The following is a 22421-nucleotide window of genomic DNA, read 5'->3' as shown; positions in this document are numbered from 1 at the left end:
CCTTAAAGAGTGCTTTTAGCGTAGTTAATTAGTCCGCCAGACTTTACTAGTTCTTGCATAAATTCAGGAATTGGTTCAAATTTATACTCGCAATTTTGGCTTAAATTTTTAATAATTCCACCACTATAATCAATTTCTAATTCATCGCCTTCATTAATGCTATCAGTTTGAGCGCACTCAAGTATCAATAGGCCTGTATTAAAGCTATTTCTATAAAAAATCCTAGCAAATGATTTAGCGATTACGACACTTATTCCAGCTGCTTTAATCGCTATTGGAGCGTGTTCACGACTACTTCCACAACCAAAGTTTTCACCAGCTACAATGCAATCGCCGGCTTTAACCTTAGAGCTAAAATCTTTATCTGCATCTTCCATTACATACTTAGCTAAAATTTCTGGATCGCTAGTATTTAGGTATCTAGCTGCTATTATGACATCTGTGTCAATATTATCACCGAATTTCCATACTTTTGACATATTTTTCCTTGATAAAATTTTAGGTTGTATTATAACAAATTAACCTTAATCCCTAGCTTTAATGTGTTCTTGGTTGAAATTTTCTTCCATTTTGTTGAAATTTTCTTCCATTTTTTGGATTTCAGCGCTTCCGCTTCTATAAATTTCATTATCTACTTTTAGCTCTTTTTGGCTAATTTTGTTATCATAATTTACATTACTTAAAATATGCTTAAATACATTTATTCTAGCCTTTTTCTTATCATTGCTTACAATGATTGACCAAGGCGCATATGGAGTATTTGAAGCTAATAGCATTGAGTATTTAGCAATTGTATATTGATCCCATAATTCTTGACTCTTTTCATCAACTGGTGAGAGTTTATACTGTTTTAATGGGTCAGTGTTACGCTCTTTAAAGCGTCTTTTTTGCTCATCTTTTGATACTGAGAAATAAAACTTAAATAAAATAATCCCTGAGCTTACTATCATCTCTTCAAATTTAGGAACTTGGCGTAAAAACTCCCTATGCTCCTCTTGCGTACAAAATCCCATAACAGGCTCAACTCCAGCTCTGTTATACCAGCTTCTATCAAAGATTACAATCTCTCCAGCGCTTGGCAAATGATCGATATAGCGTTGGAAATACCACTGAGTTCTTTCAACATCACTTGGTTTTTCAAGCGCAACCACACGACATCCCCTTGGGTTTACGTGTTCGATTAATCTTTTTATCGTACCGCCCTTACCAGAAGCATCACGACCCTCAAAAATTATTAAGACTTTTAAGCCCTCTTTTTTAACATATGTTTGAAATTTTAAAAATTCAACCTGAAGTTTTTTAAGCTCTTCTTCATATTTTAGTTTTGATTTTTTGACTTTAATGGTTACAAAATCTTCTTGGCTACTCAATGTATTACCTCCGTAGATAAAAATTTTAATATTCTATAATTTTTTATATTAAATTTAGCAAAAATTTAGCAAATTTAATATAAAAAGACAAAAATGCAACTATATTTTTTAAGCTAAAAATTAGGCTAAAAGCCCAGATTTTAGTTCGCTATATTTTTGCTCGCCACATAGCTCACGAACAAGCATTAAAGCAAACTCCATAGCCGTAGCTGGACCTCTTGAGGTGATGATGTTTCCATCTATTACGACATTTTTATCAGCTCTATATCCAGCGTGATTTACTGTATCTTCAAATCCTGGATAACAAGTATAATGCTCACCTAAAACCTCAGCAGTGCTAAGCGCCCAAGGAGCTGCGCAAATAGCTGCTAACTTCTTGTTATTTGCTTTGGCTTCTTTTAATTTTTGACCAAGTTTATCACTTTTGGCTAGATACTCTGCTCCAGGAAGCCCTCCAGGTAAAACAATCATATCAGCACTAGCAAAATCATACTCATTAAATAATACATCAGCTCTTAGGCTTACGCCATGCGCACCGCTTACTTCTAAAGAGTTATCAAGTGCTACCATACTAGTCTCTACACCAGCTCTGCGTAAAATATCAACCACGCTAAGCGCTTCAATCTCTTCAAAACCATTTGCCATCATCACAGCTACTTTTGCCATTTTTTCTCCTTTATTAATTGATTGAATAGTATATTATTTTTTGATTTGCTAAGGAGCAAATTTTATAGTTTGCTCCATAAATTTGTTCTAATAAAATCTCATTTATTATCTCACTTTTGCCAAATGCTAAAGCCTTTCCATCTTTAATAGCTAAAACCTTAGAGGCAAACCAAAATATATGATTTGGCTCATGGCTACAAATTATTATAATTTTACCATTTTTTGCTAAGGCGTGCATAGTTTTCCAAATCAAAATTTGATTATTAAAATCTAACGCACTAGTTGGCTCATCTAAAATCATTATAGGCGAGTCTTGGGCTATGGCCCTAGCTATTAATCCTAGCTGCTTTTGTCCACCACTAAGAGAGCTAAAACTCTTATCTTTTAAAGGTAAAATTCCCACAATATCCATAGCGTTTTCTACAGCTTTTATATCATCTTTACTAAAACCAAAAACCCCGCCAAAATGCGGCCTTTTTCCCATTAAGACCATATCAAAAAGAGTGTAATTAAATGGTAGATTATGGGCTTGGGGAACATAGGATATTAATCTTGAAATTTGACTGATTTTAAGACTTTTAAACTCACTTCCAAATATTTTATACTCATAATAACTAGCATTTAAAAATCCCAAAAGAGAACGTATCAATGTGGTTTTACCGCTACCATTTGATCCCATCAATCCAAGCAAATCCTCACGCTCAAGCTCAAATGAAATTCCACACAAAATTTGGTTGTTTCCATAGCTAAATTTAAGATTTTCAACTACAAATTTATCCAAATAGTTTTGCACTTCTAACCTTTAAAATCCATAGTAAAAACGGCGCCCCAAGTAGCGAAACAATAATCCCTACAGGAATTTCTCCGCTGCTTAGTGTCCTAGATAAAGTATCACAAAGCAGCAAATAAATCGCTCCCATCAGTCCAGCTACAGGTAAAATCACTCTATTATCAGCACCTACTAGCATTCTAGCAGCATGCGGCATCATTAGTCCAATCCACGCTATAATCCCTACACTTGCTACGCTTAAAGCACTAAGCAAAGTTGCTATAACGATAAAAATAGCTTTATAAATTTGAGGATTTACACCTAGTGATCTAGCCTCTTCATCGCCAAGGCTAAGCAAATTTAGCTTCCACGAAAGAGCAAAAGCAATGATAAAACACGGTATACCAAATAGTCCATTTACAGCTATATCATCCCAACTAGCGTGATATAGTCCACCCATCATCCAAAATGTAATCTCTCTTAATTGAGCATCCTCGCTTAAATACTTCATAATTCCAACAAGCGAGCTAAAAATCGCCCCCACAATAACCCCTGAAAGCACAAGTGCAACACTATTTGTAACACCTCTTTCAAAAGCTAAAGTATAGGCTAAAAATACCGCCAACAGTCCAAAAGTAAAAGCACTAAGCTCAAGTGAAAAAAAGATGCTTGGCAATAAAATCGCAAGACTAGCCCCAAAGCTAGCCCCAGAACTAGCCCCTAAGATAAATGGCTCAACTAAAGGATTTCTAAAAATACTTTGATAAATCGCTCCAGCACACGCCAAAGAAACTCCTACTAAAATCGCTATTAAAATCCTAGGCACTCTAAGATTCCATACCACAATCTCTCCAGTTGCACTTAGCTCTCCTATTCCAAAAAGCTTATAAGCAATCACGCCCATCACATCGGCTACGCTTAGAGCTAAATTTCCACTCAGCAAGGCAAAAATTGATGCGCAAATTAATAAAACAAAGAGCAAAACTACAACTAAAAAAACTCTCAAAACTGCTCAGTCCAATCCAAAATTTGTGCTGAACGAAGCATTTTAGCAGCCTCTATATCTACCCCATATAATTTTTGGTAAAACTCTAGCGCAAACTCACCAATATTTATATCAGCAAATTTATCTGGATGCGCTGCTTTTGCAATTATTAAAAGCTCCAAAGGATATTCTAGACGCCTTGAGCAGTTCATCGGCGTCCATGGAAGTGAATATACTCGTTTTTGACGCACAGCCTTTAACTCACGTAAATTAGCATAACTCTCATTTTCATAAAGTTCAAATGTTGGATGATAGCCATTATATGTAGGTAGCAATATAACATCAGGTTCAAGCGCATATATCTGTTCTGCACTAATCATTATCCTAGAGCCTTTAGCCAAATTAAATGCGTTTTGAGCATTTATAGTAGTAGTTAAGAGCTGAGATTCTGGAGTATCAATTCCATATGTGATACCACTAGCGCCATTTTTCTTAGCTGCTAGACTTAGGCCTAGATATAGCATTTTTGGCTGATTTGTAGCAGTTTGGGTGCGAGATTTTATTAAATTCTCAATCCCAACTAAATACTCATAGAGTTTTAAGGTTTGCTCACTCTTTCCAAAAATCTCACCAATAATTCTCATTTCATCTTTTATCGTAGCTAAATTTTTAGTATATGTAGGCGAGTATAGTACAACTAAAGGAATTTTGGAGGCTTCTAGTATAGATAATGTTTTTTCTAATGCCGCCTTATCTGCTCCACCAATAGTACAATCCCCTACTCGAACTATAATAAGTTGCGGGGCTGATTGCATTAGGGTTTCATAGTTGATAATATTGCCTTGAGGTGAGTTAAAGCATGGCAAAGCATCAAGCCATGGATGCATAGCTCTCATAGTATTTAATCCAGTAAATTCAAGCTCTTCGTTTATGCCTTTAATCTTATATCTATAATCACGCTTTAGCGACCAAGACGCAATTGCGCTAACTCTGCGAATCTCACCAAGGTGAGTCATAACACTCTCAACAAAGCCATCGCTAATAGTAGCTATTCTATTTAAATTTGATGGAATTTGTACGGTTTTACCACGCATATCAGTAACACTAATACCAAAAGCATAGCTAGCTAAAAACATAAAAAAAATAATAAATCTCACAAAAACTCCTTAAAATAAATGTAAGATTATATCTTTTAATAATTAAATTTAGGCTAAAAAGCCTAAATTTATGAAGTAGGTTTTAATTAAAATCTTTTACCAAATGTAACTGAGAGATTATAATTATCACTAGTTGTAGCAAACTCGCTACCAATGCCAAATTTAGCAAAATAACCACTATTAAAGGTGTATTCAGCTCCAACGCCAAGATTTAACCTATTTTTATCTAAGTGATATCTTTGACTAAATTTTTGCCCCTTAAAATCATTAAACTCAGCACTAGCGTCCATATTGTAGCCATCTAGCATTCTTTCATAAATAATATAACCTGTATATCTACTTTTTTCATCGCTACCTTCATAGGCTAAATTTAACCCCAAGCCAACTGTGTATAAATCGTGATTTATACTATCGTAATTTTTAGCAAATATACCACCGCTTTCTTTAAAGCTCTCTTGATAAATTTTACCATAGCCTAAATATCCAAGCGGAGTAACAACAATACTATAATGCCTAAAATCCTTAGCTACACCAAGTTGCAAGCTACTGCTATAACTCTTATAATCGCTACTTAAGGTATTAGCTACTATACGCTCATTTTCATTAAATGAAACCATAAACGAACCGCCACTAAGGAGCTTAAAGCTCTCAAAATCGTGAGTATAATTTAATGCTATATCAAAATTTGAACTCTTAGCTGTTGCACCAATATCAAAATCCAAGCTAGACTTACTAGCCCCAACTCCATAAGATATAATCCCATCATCTAATTTATGAGCTAAATTCACACTTACGCCGCTTTGATATCCATCAAATCCATTGCCATTATATCTTTTATAAGTTGGATTGATATACCAATAATTTTTTGGTTTTAAACTATCAAATCCCAAATCTATAGCATAATCACTAGCCACAGACGCGACAAAAATTCCACTATCGTATGGATTTGAGTTATAAGAAAATAGAGTTGAACTTACTGGATTTATGCTAAAGAGCATATTGTTTTGGTAAAAACTAGTGTGATTTTGCGTAATAATTGATGTTAAATCAAATACAGAATTACCCTCTATACGGCTCATAGTCTCTTGATATGTATTAGAATCGCTACTATCAAGGGTATTGAAAAATTGATTATATTTACTACTTAAATTTACATTACTTCTGATATTTCTCATAGTTTGACTAAGCGTAGTAGAGTTGCTATTGTAAGCATTTGGTTTAACTACAGGAGTTACTATTATGCTTCCGCTATTTTGGCTATTGCTAGGGGATTGCTGATTGCCATTTTGTTGGTTGTTTTGGTTGTTATTAGGAGCTTGTTGGTTATTGTTTTGATTATTATTTGGCTCACTAGGGGCAACTGGTTGTGATGGTGTATTTGGTTGTTCTGATTGCGGTGGGGTTACATTCTCACTAGATGGTGGGTTGCTTGGCGAAGTTGTGCCACCTTGAGAGCTATTTGAGCTTTGAGAACCACTATTTTGGCTATTGCTAGGGGATTGCTGATTGCCATTTTGTTGGTTGTTTTGGTTGTTATTAGGAGCTTGTTGGTTATTGTTTTGATTATTATTTGGCTCACTAGGGGCAACTGGTTGTGATGGTGTATTTGGTTGTTCTGATTGCGGTGGGGTTACATTCTCACTAGATGGTGGGTTGCTTGGCGAAGTTGTGCCACCTTGAGAGCTATTTGAGCTTTGAGAACCACTATTTTGGCTATTGCTAGGGGATTGCTGATTGCCATTTTGTTGGTTGTTTTGGTTGTTATTAGGAGCTTGTTGGTTATTGTTTTGATTATTATTTGGCTCACTAGGGGCAACTGGTTGTGATGGTGTATTTGGTTGTTCTGATTGCGGTGGGGTTACATTCTCACTAGATGGTGGAGTTGGGTTTTGCGGATTAGATGGCACCTCGGTTTCATGGATTGGCGGTATGGAGATTGGATCTTTATTTATCGTAGTTTTATCGCTATCAAGCTTAATCTCAAAACTAATACTATTATTACTAGCTATCTCAACATTAGCAAAATTACCTATATGAGTAGCCAAACCACCTAATTGAATTTTAATCTCTTTATTAACTGTGTAATACTGTGCTAATGGATTATACTCCAAATTTCCACCACTAATGCTATAATCTTTAGCAATTAATTGCGAGTTATCATCATTGCCAAAGTCCAAAATAAGCTTTGAGTTTTGACCTTTTTGCATATATGTGCCATCTACTATTAAATCGCTTAAATCTCCATTGCCAGGGCGAATGATTGAGTTATCGTTGGTTAAATTTTGCTTAATAACCCCATTACCGCTTAGAATTGAGCCGTTATTGACATAGACACTTCCGGCTATTTGTGCTGTTTTACTATCTTTGCTTAGTAGTCTTATACCACCAGCATTTATAACAGTAGCACCCTCATAGCTATTAGCACCACTTAGAGTTAAAACTCCACTCCCAGATTTGATAAGCCCTACATTTAAATTATCTAAATTCTTAGGTAGATTATTAGCTTCAGGGTTATGAGTATTAGCCTCCCATTTTCTTTGGCTTATATCATTGCCAAATTCAGTATCACTGCCCTTAGTATCTAGCGCGTAATATACCGCAGTTTCGCCAAATTCACTTCTTACATCTGCATCGCTTAATCTATTTGCATCTAAGATTCCTATACCTTTTAAAGCCTTATCAATATCTAAAATTCCTTGACCAAATAGATCCTCTTTCGTAACCTCTTGAACCCATGGATAGTCTTCATCATCAATGGCAGCCATACCACTCATACGATCATATTTCCAATTTATACCAAAATATCCAGAATTTAATAAATCCTTCTCAACGGCTTTTTCATTTACACTACCATCTTCGTTTTTTGGAATTTTGCTATCTACATAAAATATTGTGTATCTCTTTGAGCTAGAACAAAGAACATTACCATCACAAAGAGTTTTTCCAGTTACCGTCTCTTTTACTATAATTTTAGGCCCTATATAATCTTTATTAGCAGTAGAGAGCAAGGTATCTGCTATTTGTTTGCCACTCATAAATGGAAATTTTTGAGCTACTAAAGCAGCAGCGCCAGTTACCATAGGGGCTGCCATAGATGTGCCGCTAGAGACTCTATATAAATCCTTATCTAGCTTACCTGTTAAAATATCAGTAGTACCATAACTAGCATTTACATTCTTAATACCAGTTCCAGGTGCTGTTAAACCAAAATTATAAACACCCTTTAGTCCATTAGAGTATGTAGTAGGAGCGCTTAAATAATCATAATTATCATCTCTTTTTGTAGTTACTATAAATTTACCATCACTATCCTTGCTAACTTGTGCGCTATCTAGAGCCGTTACTACAATTATAGATCTGATCTCTTCATCATAATATGGAGCTAAAGCCATAATCCCAGGAGATATAATCCCCTCATTACCAGAGGCAAAAACACTAAGAATTTGCTTCTCTTTAGATAATTTTATAAGATCACTTGCAGTTGAATCTCTTTGAATTAACGGGATATAATCATTTGGATTATTAGCATTTTTTAGAAATGAAATCGATGAACTAGTAAGCGAATTTAATCCAGATAGCGGATATACCGTAGCATTCCAACTATTATTAATAGCTGCTATATTCTTATCTTTGAAATACTCATATACATTTGGAGCTGTAAATTTAGATGAACCATCGGTATTATGCCCAGTTATCTGAACGCCATAAGCCTTGGCATCTGTAGCAACTCCGCTTACTCCATCACTTGGCTTAGCTAGTATAATCCCAGCTACATGGCTACCATGGGTATCAACTGAAAAATCTGGAGTATAATCACCGCCTTTATATCCAGAATAAATTTGATCTTGAATTTGCCCTGATAAGCTAGGGTGATCTTTATTTATCGCACTATCTATAACCCCAACAAATACGCCATCACCGCTTACGCTGTTATCATTATAATTAATAAGCTCAAAATCTGTAACACCAAACAGATATATAGGAAGAATAAGTGATAATTTGATTGATTTCATAACTTTTCCTTAATTACTCTATATTATTTATTGTATGATAATTTGTTTTATAAAAATATAAAAAATAATTATAATCTTTAATAAGATAGTAAAAATAATTTTGATATAATCGCCCAATTAATCAAGGAATAGTTATGAGTAAAGAGACGAAATATATATTTGTTACAGGTGGAGTATTAAGTAGTTTAGGCAAAGGTATCGCAGCAGCAAGCATTGCTACACTGCTTAAAAATGTAGGCTATAAGGTTAGTATGCTAAAAGCAGATCCATATATAAATGTCGATCCTGGAACTATGAGCCCACTTGAACATGGCGAGGTCTTTGTCACTGATGATGGCGCTGAGACAGATCTAGATTTAGGGCATTATGAGAGATTTTTAGATGAGGATCTATCTCAAGATAATAACTTTACAACTGGTAAGGTTTATAGCTCAGTTATAGAGCGTGAGCGTCGTGGTGATTACCTAGGAAAGACTATACAAGTTATCCCACATATCGTAGGCGATATAGTAGATCGTATTAAAAAAGCTGGTGAAGGCAATGATATTTTAATAGTAGAAATAGGCGGAACTGTAGGCGATATCGAGGGTCTTCCATTTTTAGAGGCTATTAGAGCGCTTAGAAGCGAAGTAGGCAAGTCAAATGGGATGTTTATCCATCTTACTTTAGTGCCATATATCAAGGTAGCTGGCGAGCTAAAAACCAAGCCAACTCAGCACAGCGTAGGCGAATTAAGACGCATAGGTATTAGCCCAGATATGATCATTTGTCGTACTGAAATGCCACTAAATAGAGAGCTAAAAGATAAAATAGCAGCAAGCTGTGGTATAGAAAGAAATGCAGTCATAGAAAGCCCAGATATGCAAAGCATATACCAAGTCCCATTAAGCTTTTTAAACCAAAATATCCTTGAGCCAATAGCTCAAAATTTAAATCTTAAAAATCCTAAGCCAAATATGCAAAACTGGGATAATCTAGTAAAAAGAGTAATAGCTCCTAGCACAGAGGTTAATCTTGCATTTGTGGGCAAATATATAGATTTAAAAGAGAGCTATAAAAGCTTAACTGAAAGCATTATTCATGCTGGAGCCAATTTAGATACAAAAGTAAATATACAATGGTGTGATAGTGAAAAAATAGATTCTAATAATGTTGCTGAAACATTAAAAGATTGCGATGCTATCTTGGTCGCTGGAGGCTTTGGGCCTCGTGGCGTAAGTGGCAAAATAGAAGCTATCAAATTCGCTAGAGAAAACAAAATCCCATATCTAGGAATCTGCCTTGGAATGCAACTTAGCATGATAGAATTTGCTAAAAATGTACTAAAATTAGAAGATGCAAACTCAATCGAATTTGATGAGAATTGCAAAAATCCTATTATATATCTAATAGATAGCTTTATTGATGCAAATGGAAATAAACAGCTAAGAACTCACACGAGCCCACTTGGTGGCACTATGAGACTTGGCGGATATGAGTGCGACTTGCTAAAAGGCTCACTACTAGCAAAAATCTATAATAATGCAAATAAGATCAAAGAGCGTCACCGCCACAGATATGAAGCAAATCCAAAATATAGAGCCGAATTTGAAAAAGCCGGCCTAATAGTAAGCGGTGAGAGTGATGGACTTATAGAAGCTGTAGAGATCAAAGATCATCCATTTTTCTTAGGCGTTCAGTTTCATCCAGAATTTACATCTAGATTAACCAAGCCAAACCCTGCAATACTAGGATTTATAAAAGCTGGAATAGAATATAAAAATGCTAGATAAAGAGGCAATCAAAGAGCTATTAAGTAGTCGTTTTAGTAACGATATCCATACTAAACTCTCCGAAATTCCACTGCCTTGTGAGTTAAAAGATACTTTCAAGGCAGCCAAAAGAATCAAAGAAGCCATCCAAAACGATGAGCTAATAGCAGTAGTAGGCGATTATGATGTAGATGGAATCGTAAGCACAGCTATAATGGCTGAGTTTTTAACTGATATGTCTGCTAACTTTATTATCAAAATTCCAAATAGATTTAAAGATGGCTACGGATTAAATGAAGAGATTATAAACGAATTAGAAAATGCCACTTTAATCATCACAGTAGATAATGGAATTAGCGCTATTGAAGCTGCTAAAATTTGTAAAGCAAAAGGGATTGATTTAATCATCACTGATCACCATATGCCACTTCCTACACTACCAGAAGCATATGCAATAATCAATCCAAAGCAAGCTAACTGCCCATTTCCAAATATCGAAATTTGTGGCGCTCAAGTAGCATGGTATTTAATTGGCGCACTAAAAGAGGTATGTGAACTAAGAAACTATGATATGGCCAAATTTCTTGATCTTTTAACTCTAGCTATAATAGCAGATATGATGGAATTAAGAGATTTAAATAGAATTTTAGTCCGTTTAGGTTTAGCACGGATAAACTCTAGCAAAAGAGCCTGTTTTGAAGCGATAAAAAATTACTATAATAAAGAAAAATTTGAATTTGATGATATTAGCTTTTTAATTGCTCCGCTAATAAACTCAGCAGGCAGAATAGATGATGCAACCATATCATATGAGTTTTTACGCTCTAGAAATTTAAAAGAAGCCAATGGATATCTAGATAAAATTTGCGAATTCAATGCCTCACGCAAAGCTCAAGAAAAAGCGCTTTTTGAATCTAGCCAAAATGATATAGATGAAAATGAAGATATTATCGTTACATGGGGTAATGAGTGGCACGAGGGAGTTATCGGAATTGTCGCAAGTCGCTTGGCTAAAAAGTATAAAAAACCTGCAATTGTCTTTAGTATAGATGGAGATAAGGCCAAAGGTAGCGCTAGGAGTGTTGGTAAATTTGATATTCTTTCACTAATTGCCTCTCAAGAGTCTTTACTATGTGGATATGGCGGGCATAAAGGCGCTGCTGGAATAGTGATAGAAAGTGCTAATTTAAACAAATTTAAAACTGCAATAAATCAATCTTGCTTTTTGCAAGAACTATATGATTTTAGCACAAATGATGAGGTTTTAGGACAGATTAACCCTGAAGCGATTGATTATGAGCTAATAGAGATTTTGGAATTTTTTGAGCCGTATGGACAGAAAAATCCACGCCCTCTTTTTGAGCTAAAAGGCGCAATGGTAAAATCAGCTAAGAAAATTGGCAAGGAGGAATCTCACCTAAAAATCATACTGCAAAAAGATAACAAAACACTAGAAGCGATATTTTTTAACTTTGACTACTTACCAAAAAGTGGTGAGAGTATTGATATCTTAGTAACAATTGCTAAAAATTCATTTCGTGGGTTAATCATCCCTCAACTACTAATAAAAGAGATTATAAGACAGGAGCAAAAATGAAATTAAATTTTATCAAAACCTTTGTAAAGCATGAGAGCTTTAGCGGCGTTTTGCTAATTATTGCTACGATTTTGGCCTTGGTGTTTCAAAATGGCATTTTAAGCCACTTCTATCAAGGGATTTTAAGATCTGAATTTAGCATCGGATTTAGAGAATTTACCCTAGCTAAACCGCTGATTTTATGGGTAAATGACGGCCTTATGGCGGTATTTTTCTTTGTTGTGGGATTAGAATTAAAGCGTGAAATTGTAGAAGGTGAGCTATCCAATCCTAGACAAATAGCCCTACCGATTATAGGTGCCCTTGGCGGAGTTATCTGTCCTGCTCTTATATTTTGGGGGTTTAATTATAGTGATGAGTTTGCTATAAGAGGATGGGCGATACCTACTGCTACTGATATTGCCTTTGCTCTTGGGGTGCTTATGCTTCTTGGTAATAGAGTGCCTAGCTCTTTAAAGATATTTTTGCTAACCTTAGCTATTATAGATGATCTTTGTGCGATTGTGATTATAGCGCTATTTTATACAACTGAGCTATCTACTACTTCGCTTGGAATTTCATTTATTTGCTTAATTATTTTATTTATCCTAAACCGCTTAAAAGTAAATAAAAAATCGATATTTTTGCTATTTACCTTAATCCTTTGGTTTAGCGTGTTAAAAAGTGGTGTCCATGCTACCATAGCTGGAGTTTTAGCCGCATTTTTCATCCCTATGAGAGATAGTGCTGGCACAAGTATGTTAAAAGACCTTGAAAAGGATCTTCACGGCGTTACAAGCTACTTTATCTTGCCGATTTTTGCCTTTGTCAATGCTGGAGTTAGCCTAGCTGGAGTTGATCCTAAACAGCTTATAAATTCAGTCGGTATGGGTATATTTTTTGGCCTATTTTTTGGTAAGCAATTTGGCGTATTTTTATTTAGCTTTATCTTTATCAAGCTTGGATTTGCTAAACTTCCTGAAGGTTCAAATTGGCTGCAATTTTATGGAGTTTGTATATTAACTGGAATTGGCTTTACAATGAGTTTATTTGTAGGCGCTTTGGCTTATAATGATAGCCCGGTATTTTATCACGCTGATAAATTAGCGATATTACTGGCTAGTTTTGTCGCTGGAGTGGTAGGATATATCTATCTATTTTTACTATGTAAGCCAAAAAAGAATATAGATTAAGGAGATAAAATGAGAAGTGACAATATCAAAAAAGGCTATACCAAAACCCCGCATAGATCGCTACTAAGGGCAACTGGGCTAAGAGATGAGGATTTTGATAAGCCTTTTATAGGCGTGGCAAATAGCTTTATAGAGATAATTCCAGGGCATTTTTTCTTAGATAAATACTCTAAAATCCTAAAAGATGAAATTCGCAAAAACGGCTGCGTGCCTTTTGAGTTTAACTGTATCGGCGTAGATGATGGTATCGCTATGGGGCATGGCGGTATGCTCTACTCTCTCCCAAGCCGTGAGATAATAGCAAATTCAGTTGAAACCGTGATGAATGCTCACTGCCTTGATGCGCTAGTTTGTATGCCAAACTGCGATAAAATCGTCCCTGGAATGCTTATGGGGGCTTTAAGAGTAAATGTTCCAACTATATTTATAAGCGGTGGGCCAATGGCTGCTGGAGTTGGGCTTAGGGGTGAGGCCTTGGATTTAAACTCAGCTTTTGAAGCTGTTGGAGCGTATGAGACAAAGCAAATAGATGAAAAAGAGCTTAAACATATAGAGTGTAACGCTTGTCCTGGTGGCGGTAGTTGCTCTGGAATGTTTACAGCTAATTCTATGAATACCCTTTGTGAAGCGATGGGCGTGGCGTTAAAAGGCAATGGAACTATCCTAGCTCTAACCAAAGAGCGTGAAGAGCTAATCAGAAAAGCTGCGAAAAGAATTTGCCAAATCGCCCTTGATGAGAGATATAAAATCAGAAATATCATAAATACCAAATCCATCCGCAACGCAATGGTCGTAGATATGGCAATGGGTGGTAGCTCAAATACAATTTTACATATGCTAGCTATCAGCCGTGAAGCTGGCGCACCACTAGATATAGCAAAATTAAATGACATTAGTCGCAGTGTCCCGCATATAGCCAAAATCGCCCCAAGCCTACCTAGTGTGCACATGGAAGATATAGCCAAGGCTGGTGGGCTAAGTGCGGTTATAAATGAGATAGCTAAATTCGATGATAAATTGCTAAATTTAGACGCTCTTACTATAAGTGGTGAGAGCTTAGGCGATAGGGTCAAAAATGCTGAAATTTTGGATCAAAATATCATCCACACAGTATCAAACGCCTACTCAAAAGTAGGCGGACTAGCTATTTTATTTGGCAATTTAGCCGAGCAAGGCTGCGTGATAAAAACTGCTGGAATAGTTGGTTCAAGACAATTTAGCGGCAAAGCGATCTGCTTTAACTCTCAAGATGAAGCCATAGAAGGCATTAGTAGCGGCAAGGTCAAAAAGGGCGATGTGGTTGTTTTAAGATACGAAGGGCCAAAAGGAGGTCCTGGAATGCAAGAGATGCTAAGCCCAACTAGCCTTATAATGGGGCGTGGGCTTGGGGCTGATGTAGCCTTAATTACTGATGGGAGATTTAGCGGCGCCACTAGAGGCCTAAGTATCGGCCATGTAAGCCCTGAAGCTGCTGAGGGCGGTATGATAGGATTATTAAAAGATGGCGATATCATCGATATTGATGTAGATAAATACAGCATAAATGTTCGCTTAAGCGATGATGAGATTAACGCTAGAAAAAAAGAGTGGAAATACGCTGGTAAAAAGGTAGATAGTCGCTGGCTAAGACAATACCAAAAGCTAGTTACCAATGCAAGTAATGGGGCGATTTTAGAAGCGTGAGATGATTTAGCCCTTTTGGGGCTAAATCTTAGATTTGATCTTAAGCTTATATCAACTTATATAAGCTTAAAAAATTTAACTAATTTGGTTTAAAGCTATATTTTAGTTTTATTATGCTCTTTTTTGATTTTTATGGCTTCAAATATAAATTTGATATATCCGCCTTTATACCATTGTTTATGAGCTTTTATAAGGGCATTTCCTAGTTTGTAGCTTAGATGGTTTTTGATATTTTGGCTAGTTATCTCTAAATTTTTGATCTCCATATCCCTTTTGCGTAAAATTTCATTTGTTGATTTTAGGCTAGCTTCTTGGGCACTTAATCTATCGCTAAATTCTTTTATAGCCTTATCTTTTTTATTTATCTCTTCTTTGAGTGAGTTTATCTGCTCTTGCGGGGTTGGTTGTGGCGTAGTTGGTTGAGATGGTTGAGCTGATTGCGATGGCGTGGCTAACTGCTCTTTAAGCCTATTTATGATTTGAGGGCTTAGGACTCTATCAATGTGTTTTGTGATATTAGGATATAAATGCCCGATATACTCATCTATAAACTCCATAGAATCTTTGAAAAATACGATATTTGGCATCAGATAAGAGCGGTCTATATCCCTATCAATCTCTATATCTTTATCACTTGGGATAAGGTTTAAATCAAATAATTTCATTTTTGAATTTGGCTTACATAAGAAAAATGCGATTAAATCGAAGTATGGTAAAGATACGCTATTTGTGGTATTTGGACGAGCGTTAATATAAGATTCACTATTTGCTAAATTTTCATCATTAAATTTGACTATCAAACTACTATCTATTATCGGCTCGGCTTGTATTTCGCAAAATATATTAAGCTTTGAAGTTGGCTTAACAATATTCTTATCCTTATTTTTTAAATGTATAGAAGCACAATGCGATATTGTTTGAGCCCAATTTAATTTTGTTATCTCTCCATTGATTTCCAAATTCCAACCATGCATCCCAATAATTTGATACCCTTCATACCCTTCAAAACTCAAATAATTATCGCTCTCTAGCCTATAAACAATCTCATCATACATTGAATTTTTAGGATTAAAAATCTTAAAATTCCCAACTCTTTTCATATCTTGTGGGGTTAATATCTTAAATTCAGGTAGATTGAGATCTAAATTCTTATTTGAAGCTTTAAAGCAATCAATATTTTTAGCAATCTCTTTGCCGACATATCGATTAACTATCGCAAGCTGATGACCGCCAAATTTATTACCAAACTGGATTATCTCGCTTTTTTCATAATAACTTTGCATATCTATAATATTTAACCCAAAATAATTAGCCAAAAATCTATGCATATTGATAATTATCTGATAATCTCTAGTCCTATAAGGTAAAATCAATATACAAACCGGCTTTTTAAGCTCATATAAAGTTGCGTATAAATATTGTAAATTTTTAAATATTATCTCTAAAGAAAGGTTTTCTATAATATTATGATTATCTAATTCGTTAATCACAGATTCAGTTACTATCAAATCAGCATTTTTAATAGCTTCTTGATTTTTTTCTCGTTTTAATTCATATAAATTTTGTAAAGAAGTAGTACCACCTAAAGCCAAATTTGTCACATTCGCATACTCTCTAAGACCTTTTTGTAGCCCATTTACCATCACAGAGTTGCTACCGCCAAGAAGTATGATATTTTTCATTTTGCCAACTTTTAAAATTTAATTTCAAAAGCAGGCAGTTTATCAAAAAAAAAAAAAAATGAAATTAGAAATTAAAACTAATAGAAATATTTAATAATAAATTAAGATTATAACAATTCATCTAGTTTTGAGACTTTATAAATTTCTCAATATCAAACCCGCAAATATCGAGCCTAACACGATTAAATCTATCAAATTGGGTATTCTCATCAACTAGCATTTTCATCTGCGCACCACTCCCACCAAACGCAAATGCCTTAGATAATTCGCCTTTGCGATTTACTACCCTGTGGCAAGGGTATAGCTTTGGGTTGGGATTATTGTGTAGAGCGTTGCCAACAGCCCTAGCCAACTTCACATTACCCAAACACAGCGCAATCTGAGAGTATGTAACCACCTTGCCTTTTGGTATCAATCTTAACAAATTATAGACTTCTTGATTAAAATTCATCACCACCTCATAATCCTTAAATATAATTTAAGGTTTTGCTATCGCAAGGGAAATTCTACTTAAAAAGCTTAAATTTTTATCTCACTAATTTAATTTAAAGCTATATTTTAGTTTTATTATGCTCTTTTTTGATTTTTATGGCTTCAAATATAAATTTGATATATCCGCCTTTATACCATTGTTTATGTGCTTGTATTAGAGCATTTCCTAGTTTGTAGCTTAGATGATTTTTGATATTTTGGACTTTTTGATACGCTCTATACTAGCATCTTTAAAGATATAAAAATTTGGATCATAGATAAAAGATGAAGTTGAGATAGTATCCAAAGGGTGCTTTCCTGCTATGAAATTTAACCCAACAGCAATAGAGCAATACCTTCCCATTTTGATATCTAGTCTTGGAATAATCGCATTTGAATAGCTAAAACTCCCCATTTGACAAGCGTTATTACCTTGATATATAGTAGAGTATTCTTCCATAAAGCCACTATCTGGGACTTTTATCATTTCATCATCTTTGTAGCGACAAATCTTGCCATTTGAATAAATTATTAATACATTAAGCTCTTCTAAATACTCTCTAACAAATTTATTAACCTTTATCCGCATAATCTCTCCCGCAAAACTTTGGCGGTAGGTTATCAAAAAAAATGAAATTATAAAAATAGATTAATTAATTTATTTAAGATTAATTTCAGTTAATTTAAGACCAAAAATACTCTTAGAATTTTAAAAATTTAGTGTTTTGGCAAATTTGAAATTTTAGATAAATTCAAGTTTTAGGAAATTAGAGATTGAAATGAATTTAAATTTCTAGAAAATTTAGAATTCCAAATAAATTTAGAATTCTAAAATAAAAGAACCGCCAAAGCTCTTATCTTTTCAAATTTATAGCATTTTTTATCATCTCATCAGCAGTTGTTATGGATTTTGAGCTAGCATCAAACATCTTTTGCATCACGATCATATCAGTTAGCGATACACCTAAATCCACATTACTCATCTCTAGCATATGATTACGAATCGTTGCCCCATAAATCACTTCGCCATTAGCATTAGTATAAAATATTGGCTCACCTGAATTTGCACTAGCTTGATAAGTATTTTCGCTAGCTTTGTTTAGGCCTTGATTGTTTTGGAAGTGATATAGGGCAACCTTTGCTACTGTTGCCATATCGCCATTATCAAAAACGGCCAAAATATCCCCGCTATCACTCATTGTATATTCAGTTAGCAAACCTTCAGATCTGCCATTTTTTGAAACGCTTAATTCAGCGCTAATTTGCTCAGCTGGCTTTAATCCATCAAAGCCTGTATTTGGCACTGCTGGATTATATGGTGTTCCTAGTGATAGTTCTAAATTTGCCCCACCATTATTAATAGCGCCTAAAGTATTACTAACTAATGCACCTTTTTGATTATATCTTAGCTCGCCTTGTGTAGCACTGATAATATTTCCATCTGGGCCAATCACGCTTACAACAGCATCAAATGCGATTTGCTGACCTTGCGGAACTTGCTTAGTAAATTCAAGTTTTAAAATATTTTTATCCCCGTTTGGCGCCCAAATATCAGTAGTAAATGTCTGCGGAGTAGCTACTTCTTGTTTTACCATTGCACTAGCTAAGTAGGTTAGTTCACCATTTAAATCTAACTTGGTCGTTGCATTGCTATTGTCAAATTCAGCTGAAAATTTTCCATCAGCTTGAGTTGAGGCTTTTATTTGTACACTTTGACCTTTTGCATCTGTGATAGTGATCATTACCTCGTTATTAGCTTTATTTGGATGATGGATCTCTGGAGTTAAATTTAAATCGCCAGTAATAGTGATTTTATTAGTATCTTTATTAGCTTCAACTGCAAAACTCTCACTAGTAAGCTCTACACTACGAGGCTCAGTATAAATAGTTGAATTTAAATAGCCTGAGTAGCTTACCTGTGTTGTTGGCGACGATGGTGTATATAGTATATCTGGGAGCTGAATTTTACCTTGAGAGTCTACGCTACCTAGCTTAATACTATCGCCAATTGGGATACTATAAGCCTCAACATTTCCACCTGTTACTCCTAGTTTATTTAATGCACTCTCTCCTAATGTTGCGCTACTTAGCGGAGCGACTGTACCTAGTAGATACATACCGCTTCTATTTACTAAATTTCCATCGCTATCTTTGGTAAATTCACCATTTCTAGTAAAATACTGCTCGCCATTAGCACCCATTAACCCAAAAAATCCATCGCCATCAATTGCCATATCAAAAACATTATCAGTAGGTTGAAGGTTCCCTTGAGTGAAATTCAAAGATGTAGCCATCTTGGTCGAGCCTAGTCCGATTTGCGAATTTACCGGCGAGCTAGATGCACTTGCTAAAGTACTATAAAATAGACTTTTAAACTCTGCTGTAGATCTTTTATAGCCAACTGTATTAATATTTGAGATATCATTTCCAATAGTACTATGACCAAATTCAGCAGTCTTTACACCACTTACGCCATTATAAAATCCTATCATCATGACTTAACTACCTCATCTTTTTGACTCTCATCTTTAGCTAATTTATCTTTAGCATCTTGTGGTTTATCACTTAGATCTTCATCTTCTGATTCTTCTTCTTTATTGCTTGAATTAGTTTGATTTGAATTTACTGTATTATGTACAATTGATTCAGTAAATTCTCTAACTTGATCCATCGCTACAAACTCACCAGCAACTTTGATATATGCTACGCCTTTTTCAAATTTAACAGCTTCGACTGGATACTGACCTAAAACAGTCTCTCTATTGCCGCCATTAGCATCTATATATTTAGCTTTTACTAAATATTCACCTGGAAGTGTTGGTTCTCCGCTATTGCTTAAACCATCCCATCTAAATTGATTTACACCAGATTTAATATCACTTATGCTGACATTACGAACGACATTACCTACTGAGTCATATATCTCAATTGTTCCGCTAACTGCATCAACTGGGAAGAATAGACTAAAATCAACCTGAGATGATGGCGTATCTTTGGCTACTGAGTTAGCTAGATTTGCCATCTTGCCTAATGCACTCATAGCATTTAGTGAAGCACTTGCTTGCATCTGCGCGCTTAATTGGCTCATAACTTGGTTGGTTTTTTCTTGCATTTCAACTGTAGCTAGCTGACTGGTTTGTTCTAGCATTTTTGCGCTATCCATCGGCTCGGTTGGGTCTTGGTGTTGCAACTCAACTAATAAAAGCTTCAAGAAAGCATCTTTATCTAATTGCGAATTTGGATTTACTCCACCTGTTACATTGCTAGCCTTTTGTGCAGCCTCATTCGCAGCCCAGATATCAGTGGTAAATTGCGGTGTTTGATTAATAGATGTTGCCATGATGCTCTCCTAATTTTTTCTTACATTTTTACTTTAAAGCAATTTGCATTCCAAATTTAGAAATACTTTGGTAGTATTACTTCTAAAACACTCTCTTCATTTTGAGCTATTTCTGTTAGCTCGCTATCTTCACTAACAAATTTTGCCTTTTTATTTTGACCTTGGCTTTGTTCTTTATTAGCATTATCATTAAAGCTCATTGATAACTCACTAAAACCCATATTTACAAGGCTGGTTCTAAATTCAGCCTGGTTTTGCATAAATAGCTGCATAGTTTGATTGTTGGAGTTAAAATTTATATGCAAATTTGAGCCACGATTAATTAGAGTAATCTCGACTTCGCCTAAATTTCCTGGATTTAGCGTTAGGTGAAATCTTGTAATTGGCGGCTTGTATTCGCTAATTTTTTCTTGAAGCTGAGTTGTAAAATTATCAAAAACCTGTCTTAAATTTAACTCTTTAGCATTTAATTTAGCACTATTTACAATATCTTTTACCTGAGAATTTGTTTGGCTAGTTGGCTCTATGCCCTGAGTGGTTTGTTCACTTAAACTTGTCTCTACACTGCTACTAGCTAAATCAGTAGTAGCTGCCATAGCCGCTTTGGCACTTTGTTCGCTACTTTCTTTCATTGCTCGTTGCATAATATTTGCTAAATAATCATCAATGCTAGATATGCTTTGAGATTTTGTAGCATTTGGTGTAGTTGTTGTAGTAGTTTTAGTATCTTTAATCTCTTTATTTAGCTCAAAAGGTTGATTTAGCTTTTGCTCAGCAGTTTGAGCAAGCTTTTGGGTGATTTTTTGAGTATCGATTTTAGCTTCTGGATGTAGCTTTTTGACTGAATTTATATCATCGCTTAGTTCTACACTTTGACCTTGCATTAGTTTGCTTAAGACACTTTTATCATCTTTTTGTGTTTTTTGAAGTGCCTTTTCTATATCTTTTTTAGTAATTACATTTAAATCAATAGCTTGATTTAGTGCTGTAATTTGATTAAAAAACCCTTTAGCATTTAGGTTTTTAAACTCATTTTTTAGTGCTTCAAGACCATCTTTTGAGATTTTTATTTTGCTTAGACCTAGGCCAAATTTTTCACTTAAATTTAGCAATTCTTGCAGATTTTTAGCCCCTTTTAGCTCTTTGATATTTTGTTCAGTAGCTAAGAATTTATTTAAGCTTGAACTTAGCAGATTAGCGCCTGTTTTAGTGCTACCATCACTAGCTTCTAAAAGGCTTAAAAGCGTTATAAAATCAGCATTTTCTAGCATAATCTCATCTGTATTTTGACTACTTTGGGCTGAATTTGAAGTGCTATTTTGAACCATTTTATCGCTTTGTGAGCTATCGGTTTTAGCGCTATTTGTTTGATTAGAGTTTTGAGCAGTTTTATCGCTAGAGTTTGTACTAGAGCCTTGTGTGGTTTGATTGGTGCTTTGTTCTTGCGATTTTGATTGATTATTTTCTTGAGAGTTTTGTGAAGCTTTAGAATCTTCATACTCTTTTACGCTATTTTCAATCATTTTATAAAAGCTATCATTGCCTTCATTTTGTTCAGTTTTAACAGGTTTGCTTTGGACTTGAGTGGAATTACTTGAGCTTAATAGCGCTTCGTTTAAACCTTGCATTTGCTATCCTAGTTTAAGAATTTTGGCCTTATATAGCAAATTCTATTCCAAATTTTAGGCTTTATATTATCTTTATTAAATTCAAAGCAAATTTAGCAACTTTTAGATATAATCGCCCCTAAAAATTTGAAAATATT

The 22421-nt window shown here is 34.9% G+C and carries 18 protein-coding genes; 4 read left to right on the top strand and 14 right to left on the bottom strand.

All coding sequences use genetic code 11. The features are described 5' to 3' along the window. Window positions 1-2: 2 nt before the first annotated feature. From CIGN_RS01165 to CIGN_RS01135, 7 genes are all read right to left on the bottom strand, one after another. Window positions 3-479 carry a 3-isopropylmalate dehydratase small subunit gene (locus CIGN_RS01165; protein WP_086302012.1) on the bottom strand — a complete coding sequence of 159 codons (477 nt, stop codon included), beginning with the start codon at window positions 477-479 and terminating at the stop codon, window positions 3-5. Between the two features lie 45 nt (window positions 480-524). After that, on the bottom strand, window positions 525-1370 hold the full coding sequence (ppk2, locus tag CIGN_RS01160) for a polyphosphate kinase 2 (protein ID WP_181892510.1): 846 nt from the start codon (window positions 1368-1370) through the stop codon (window positions 525-527). 120 nt (window positions 1371-1490) lie between these two features. Beyond that, entirely contained in the window at window positions 1491-2036 is a 546-nt protein-coding gene (locus tag CIGN_RS01155) for a DJ-1 family glyoxalase III (RefSeq protein ID WP_086282722.1), read from the bottom strand. 13 nt (window positions 2037-2049) lie between these two features. Then, complete coding sequence (locus CIGN_RS01150; RefSeq protein ID WP_236844768.1) at window positions 2050-2829, bottom strand: ABC transporter ATP-binding protein; 780 nt, start codon at window positions 2827-2829, stop codon at window positions 2050-2052. After that, window positions 2810-3811, bottom strand: coding sequence for a FecCD family ABC transporter permease (locus CIGN_RS01145; protein ID WP_086282721.1), 1002 nt, complete (start codon window positions 3809-3811; stop codon window positions 2810-2812). Before CIGN_RS01145 ends, CIGN_RS01150 begins: the two co-directional genes overlap by 20 nt. Then, the gene (locus CIGN_RS01140; RefSeq protein ID WP_236844767.1) at window positions 3808-4947 is read right to left on the bottom strand and encodes an ABC transporter substrate-binding protein; all 1140 of its coding nucleotides are present in this window, start codon (window positions 4945-4947) and stop codon (window positions 3808-3810) included. The genes CIGN_RS01145 and CIGN_RS01140 overlap by 4 nt, the downstream gene beginning before the upstream one ends. An 86-nt stretch (window positions 4948-5033) precedes the next feature. Next, entirely contained in the window at window positions 5034-8960 is a 3927-nt protein-coding gene (locus CIGN_RS01135; protein ID WP_086302011.1) for a S8 family serine peptidase, read from the bottom strand. A 134-nt stretch (window positions 8961-9094) separates the two neighbouring features. On the opposite strand from CIGN_RS01135, the gene pyrG reads away from it, so the two are divergent. From pyrG to ilvD, 4 genes are read left to right on the top strand one after another with little or no spacing between them, the layout of a single operon-like run. Then, the gene (gene pyrG, locus CIGN_RS01130) at window positions 9095-10732 is read left to right on the top strand and encodes a CTP synthase (RefSeq protein WP_086302010.1); all 1638 of its coding nucleotides are present in this window, start codon (window positions 9095-9097) and stop codon (window positions 10730-10732) included. Further along, window positions 10722-12308 (top strand): single-stranded-DNA-specific exonuclease RecJ, encoded by a 1587-nt coding sequence (gene recJ, locus CIGN_RS01125; RefSeq protein WP_086241438.1) that lies wholly within the window; start codon window positions 10722-10724, stop codon window positions 12306-12308. The genes pyrG and recJ overlap by 11 nt, the downstream gene beginning before the upstream one ends. After that, entirely contained in the window at window positions 12305-13480 is a 1176-nt protein-coding gene (gene nhaA, locus CIGN_RS01120) for a Na+/H+ antiporter NhaA (protein WP_086302009.1), read from the top strand. Before recJ ends, nhaA begins: the two co-directional genes overlap by 4 nt. 9 nt (window positions 13481-13489) lie before the next feature. After that, window positions 13490-15163, top strand: coding sequence for a dihydroxy-acid dehydratase (ilvD, locus tag CIGN_RS01115; protein ID WP_086302008.1), 1674 nt, complete (start codon window positions 13490-13492; stop codon window positions 15161-15163). A 95-nt stretch (window positions 15164-15258) separates the two neighbouring features. Here the strand turns inward: ilvD and CIGN_RS08285 are convergent, their stop codons facing one another. From CIGN_RS08285 to fliK, 7 genes are all read right to left on the bottom strand, one after another. Then, entirely contained in the window at window positions 15259-16845 is a 1587-nt protein-coding gene (locus CIGN_RS08285; protein ID WP_236844766.1) for a DUF8374 domain-containing protein, read from the bottom strand. Window positions 16846-16966: 121 nt separating this feature from the next. Beyond that, the gene (locus CIGN_RS01105) at window positions 16967-17296 is read right to left on the bottom strand and encodes an MGMT family protein (RefSeq protein WP_143297679.1); all 330 of its coding nucleotides are present in this window, start codon (window positions 17294-17296) and stop codon (window positions 16967-16969) included. Between the two features lie 100 nt (window positions 17297-17396). Continuing rightward, window positions 17397-17531 (bottom strand): DUF8374 domain-containing protein, encoded by a 135-nt coding sequence (locus CIGN_RS08550; protein ID WP_491844266.1) that lies wholly within the window; start codon window positions 17529-17531, stop codon window positions 17397-17399. Beyond that, window positions 17516-17905, bottom strand: coding sequence for an LbetaH domain-containing protein (locus CIGN_RS01100; protein WP_086302006.1), 390 nt, complete (start codon window positions 17903-17905; stop codon window positions 17516-17518). The genes CIGN_RS08550 and CIGN_RS01100 overlap by 16 nt, the downstream gene beginning before the upstream one ends. Window positions 17906-18170: 265 nt before the next feature. Further along, window positions 18171-19811, bottom strand: a complete 1641-nt coding sequence (locus CIGN_RS01095) for a flagellar hook-basal body complex protein (protein WP_086302005.1) — start codon at window positions 19809-19811, stop codon at window positions 18171-18173. Continuing rightward, entirely contained in the window at window positions 19808-20656 is an 849-nt protein-coding gene (locus CIGN_RS01090) for a flagellar basal body rod modification protein (RefSeq protein ID WP_086226041.1), read from the bottom strand. The genes CIGN_RS01095 and CIGN_RS01090 overlap by 4 nt, the downstream gene beginning before the upstream one ends. 56 nt (window positions 20657-20712) lie before the next feature. Continuing rightward, window positions 20713-22284, bottom strand: coding sequence for a flagellar hook-length control protein FliK (gene fliK, locus CIGN_RS01085; protein ID WP_086302004.1), 1572 nt, complete (start codon window positions 22282-22284; stop codon window positions 20713-20715). Between the last annotated feature and the right edge of the window lie 137 nt (window positions 22285-22421).

The sequence above is a fragment of the Campylobacter devanensis genome (genome assembly GCF_002139915.1).
GTDB classification, from domain to species: Bacteria; Campylobacterota; Campylobacteria; order Campylobacterales; family Campylobacteraceae; genus Campylobacter; species Campylobacter devanensis.
Note: the sequence above shows the minus strand (reverse complement) of the source record. Positions and strands in the feature narration are given on the sequence as shown.

What these genes read in the sequence shown, in the direction of transcription:
- CIGN_RS01165 (WP_086302012.1), bottom strand. Translation starts at nt 479, where the DNA reads ATGTCAAAAGTATGGAAATTCGGTGATAATATTGACACAGATGTCATA.
- CIGN_RS01155 (WP_086282722.1), bottom strand. Translation starts at nt 2,036, where the DNA reads ATGGCAAAAGTAGCTGTGATGATGGCAAATGGTTTTGAAGAGATTGAA.
- CIGN_RS01135 (WP_086302011.1), bottom strand. Translation starts at nt 8,960, where the DNA reads ATGAAATCAATCAAATTATCACTTATTCTTCCTATATATCTGTTTGGT.
- pyrG (WP_086302010.1), top strand. Translation starts at nt 9,095, where the DNA reads ATGAGTAAAGAGACGAAATATATATTTGTTACAGGTGGAGTATTAAGT.
- recJ (WP_086241438.1), top strand. Translation starts at nt 10,722, where the DNA reads ATGCTAGATAAAGAGGCAATCAAAGAGCTATTAAGTAGTCGTTTTAGT.
- nhaA (WP_086302009.1), top strand. Translation starts at nt 12,305, where the DNA reads ATGAAATTAAATTTTATCAAAACCTTTGTAAAGCATGAGAGCTTTAGC.
- ilvD (WP_086302008.1), top strand. Translation starts at nt 13,490, where the DNA reads ATGAGAAGTGACAATATCAAAAAAGGCTATACCAAAACCCCGCATAGA.
- CIGN_RS08285 (WP_236844766.1), bottom strand. Translation starts at nt 16,845, where the DNA reads ATGAAAAATATCATACTTCTTGGCGGTAGCAACTCTGTGATGGTAAAT.
- CIGN_RS01105 (WP_143297679.1), bottom strand. Translation starts at nt 17,296, where the DNA reads ATGAATTTTAATCAAGAAGTCTATAATTTGTTAAGATTGATACCAAAA.
- CIGN_RS01100 (WP_086302006.1), bottom strand. Translation starts at nt 17,905, where the DNA reads ATGCGGATAAAGGTTAATAAATTTGTTAGAGAGTATTTAGAAGAGCTT.
- CIGN_RS01095 (WP_086302005.1), bottom strand. Translation starts at nt 19,811, where the DNA reads ATGATGATAGGATTTTATAATGGCGTAAGTGGTGTAAAGACTGCTGAA.
- CIGN_RS01090 (WP_086226041.1), bottom strand. Translation starts at nt 20,656, where the DNA reads ATGGCAACATCTATTAATCAAACACCGCAATTTACCACTGATATCTGG.
- fliK (WP_086302004.1), bottom strand. Translation starts at nt 22,284, where the DNA reads ATGCAAGGTTTAAACGAAGCGCTATTAAGCTCAAGTAATTCCACTCAA.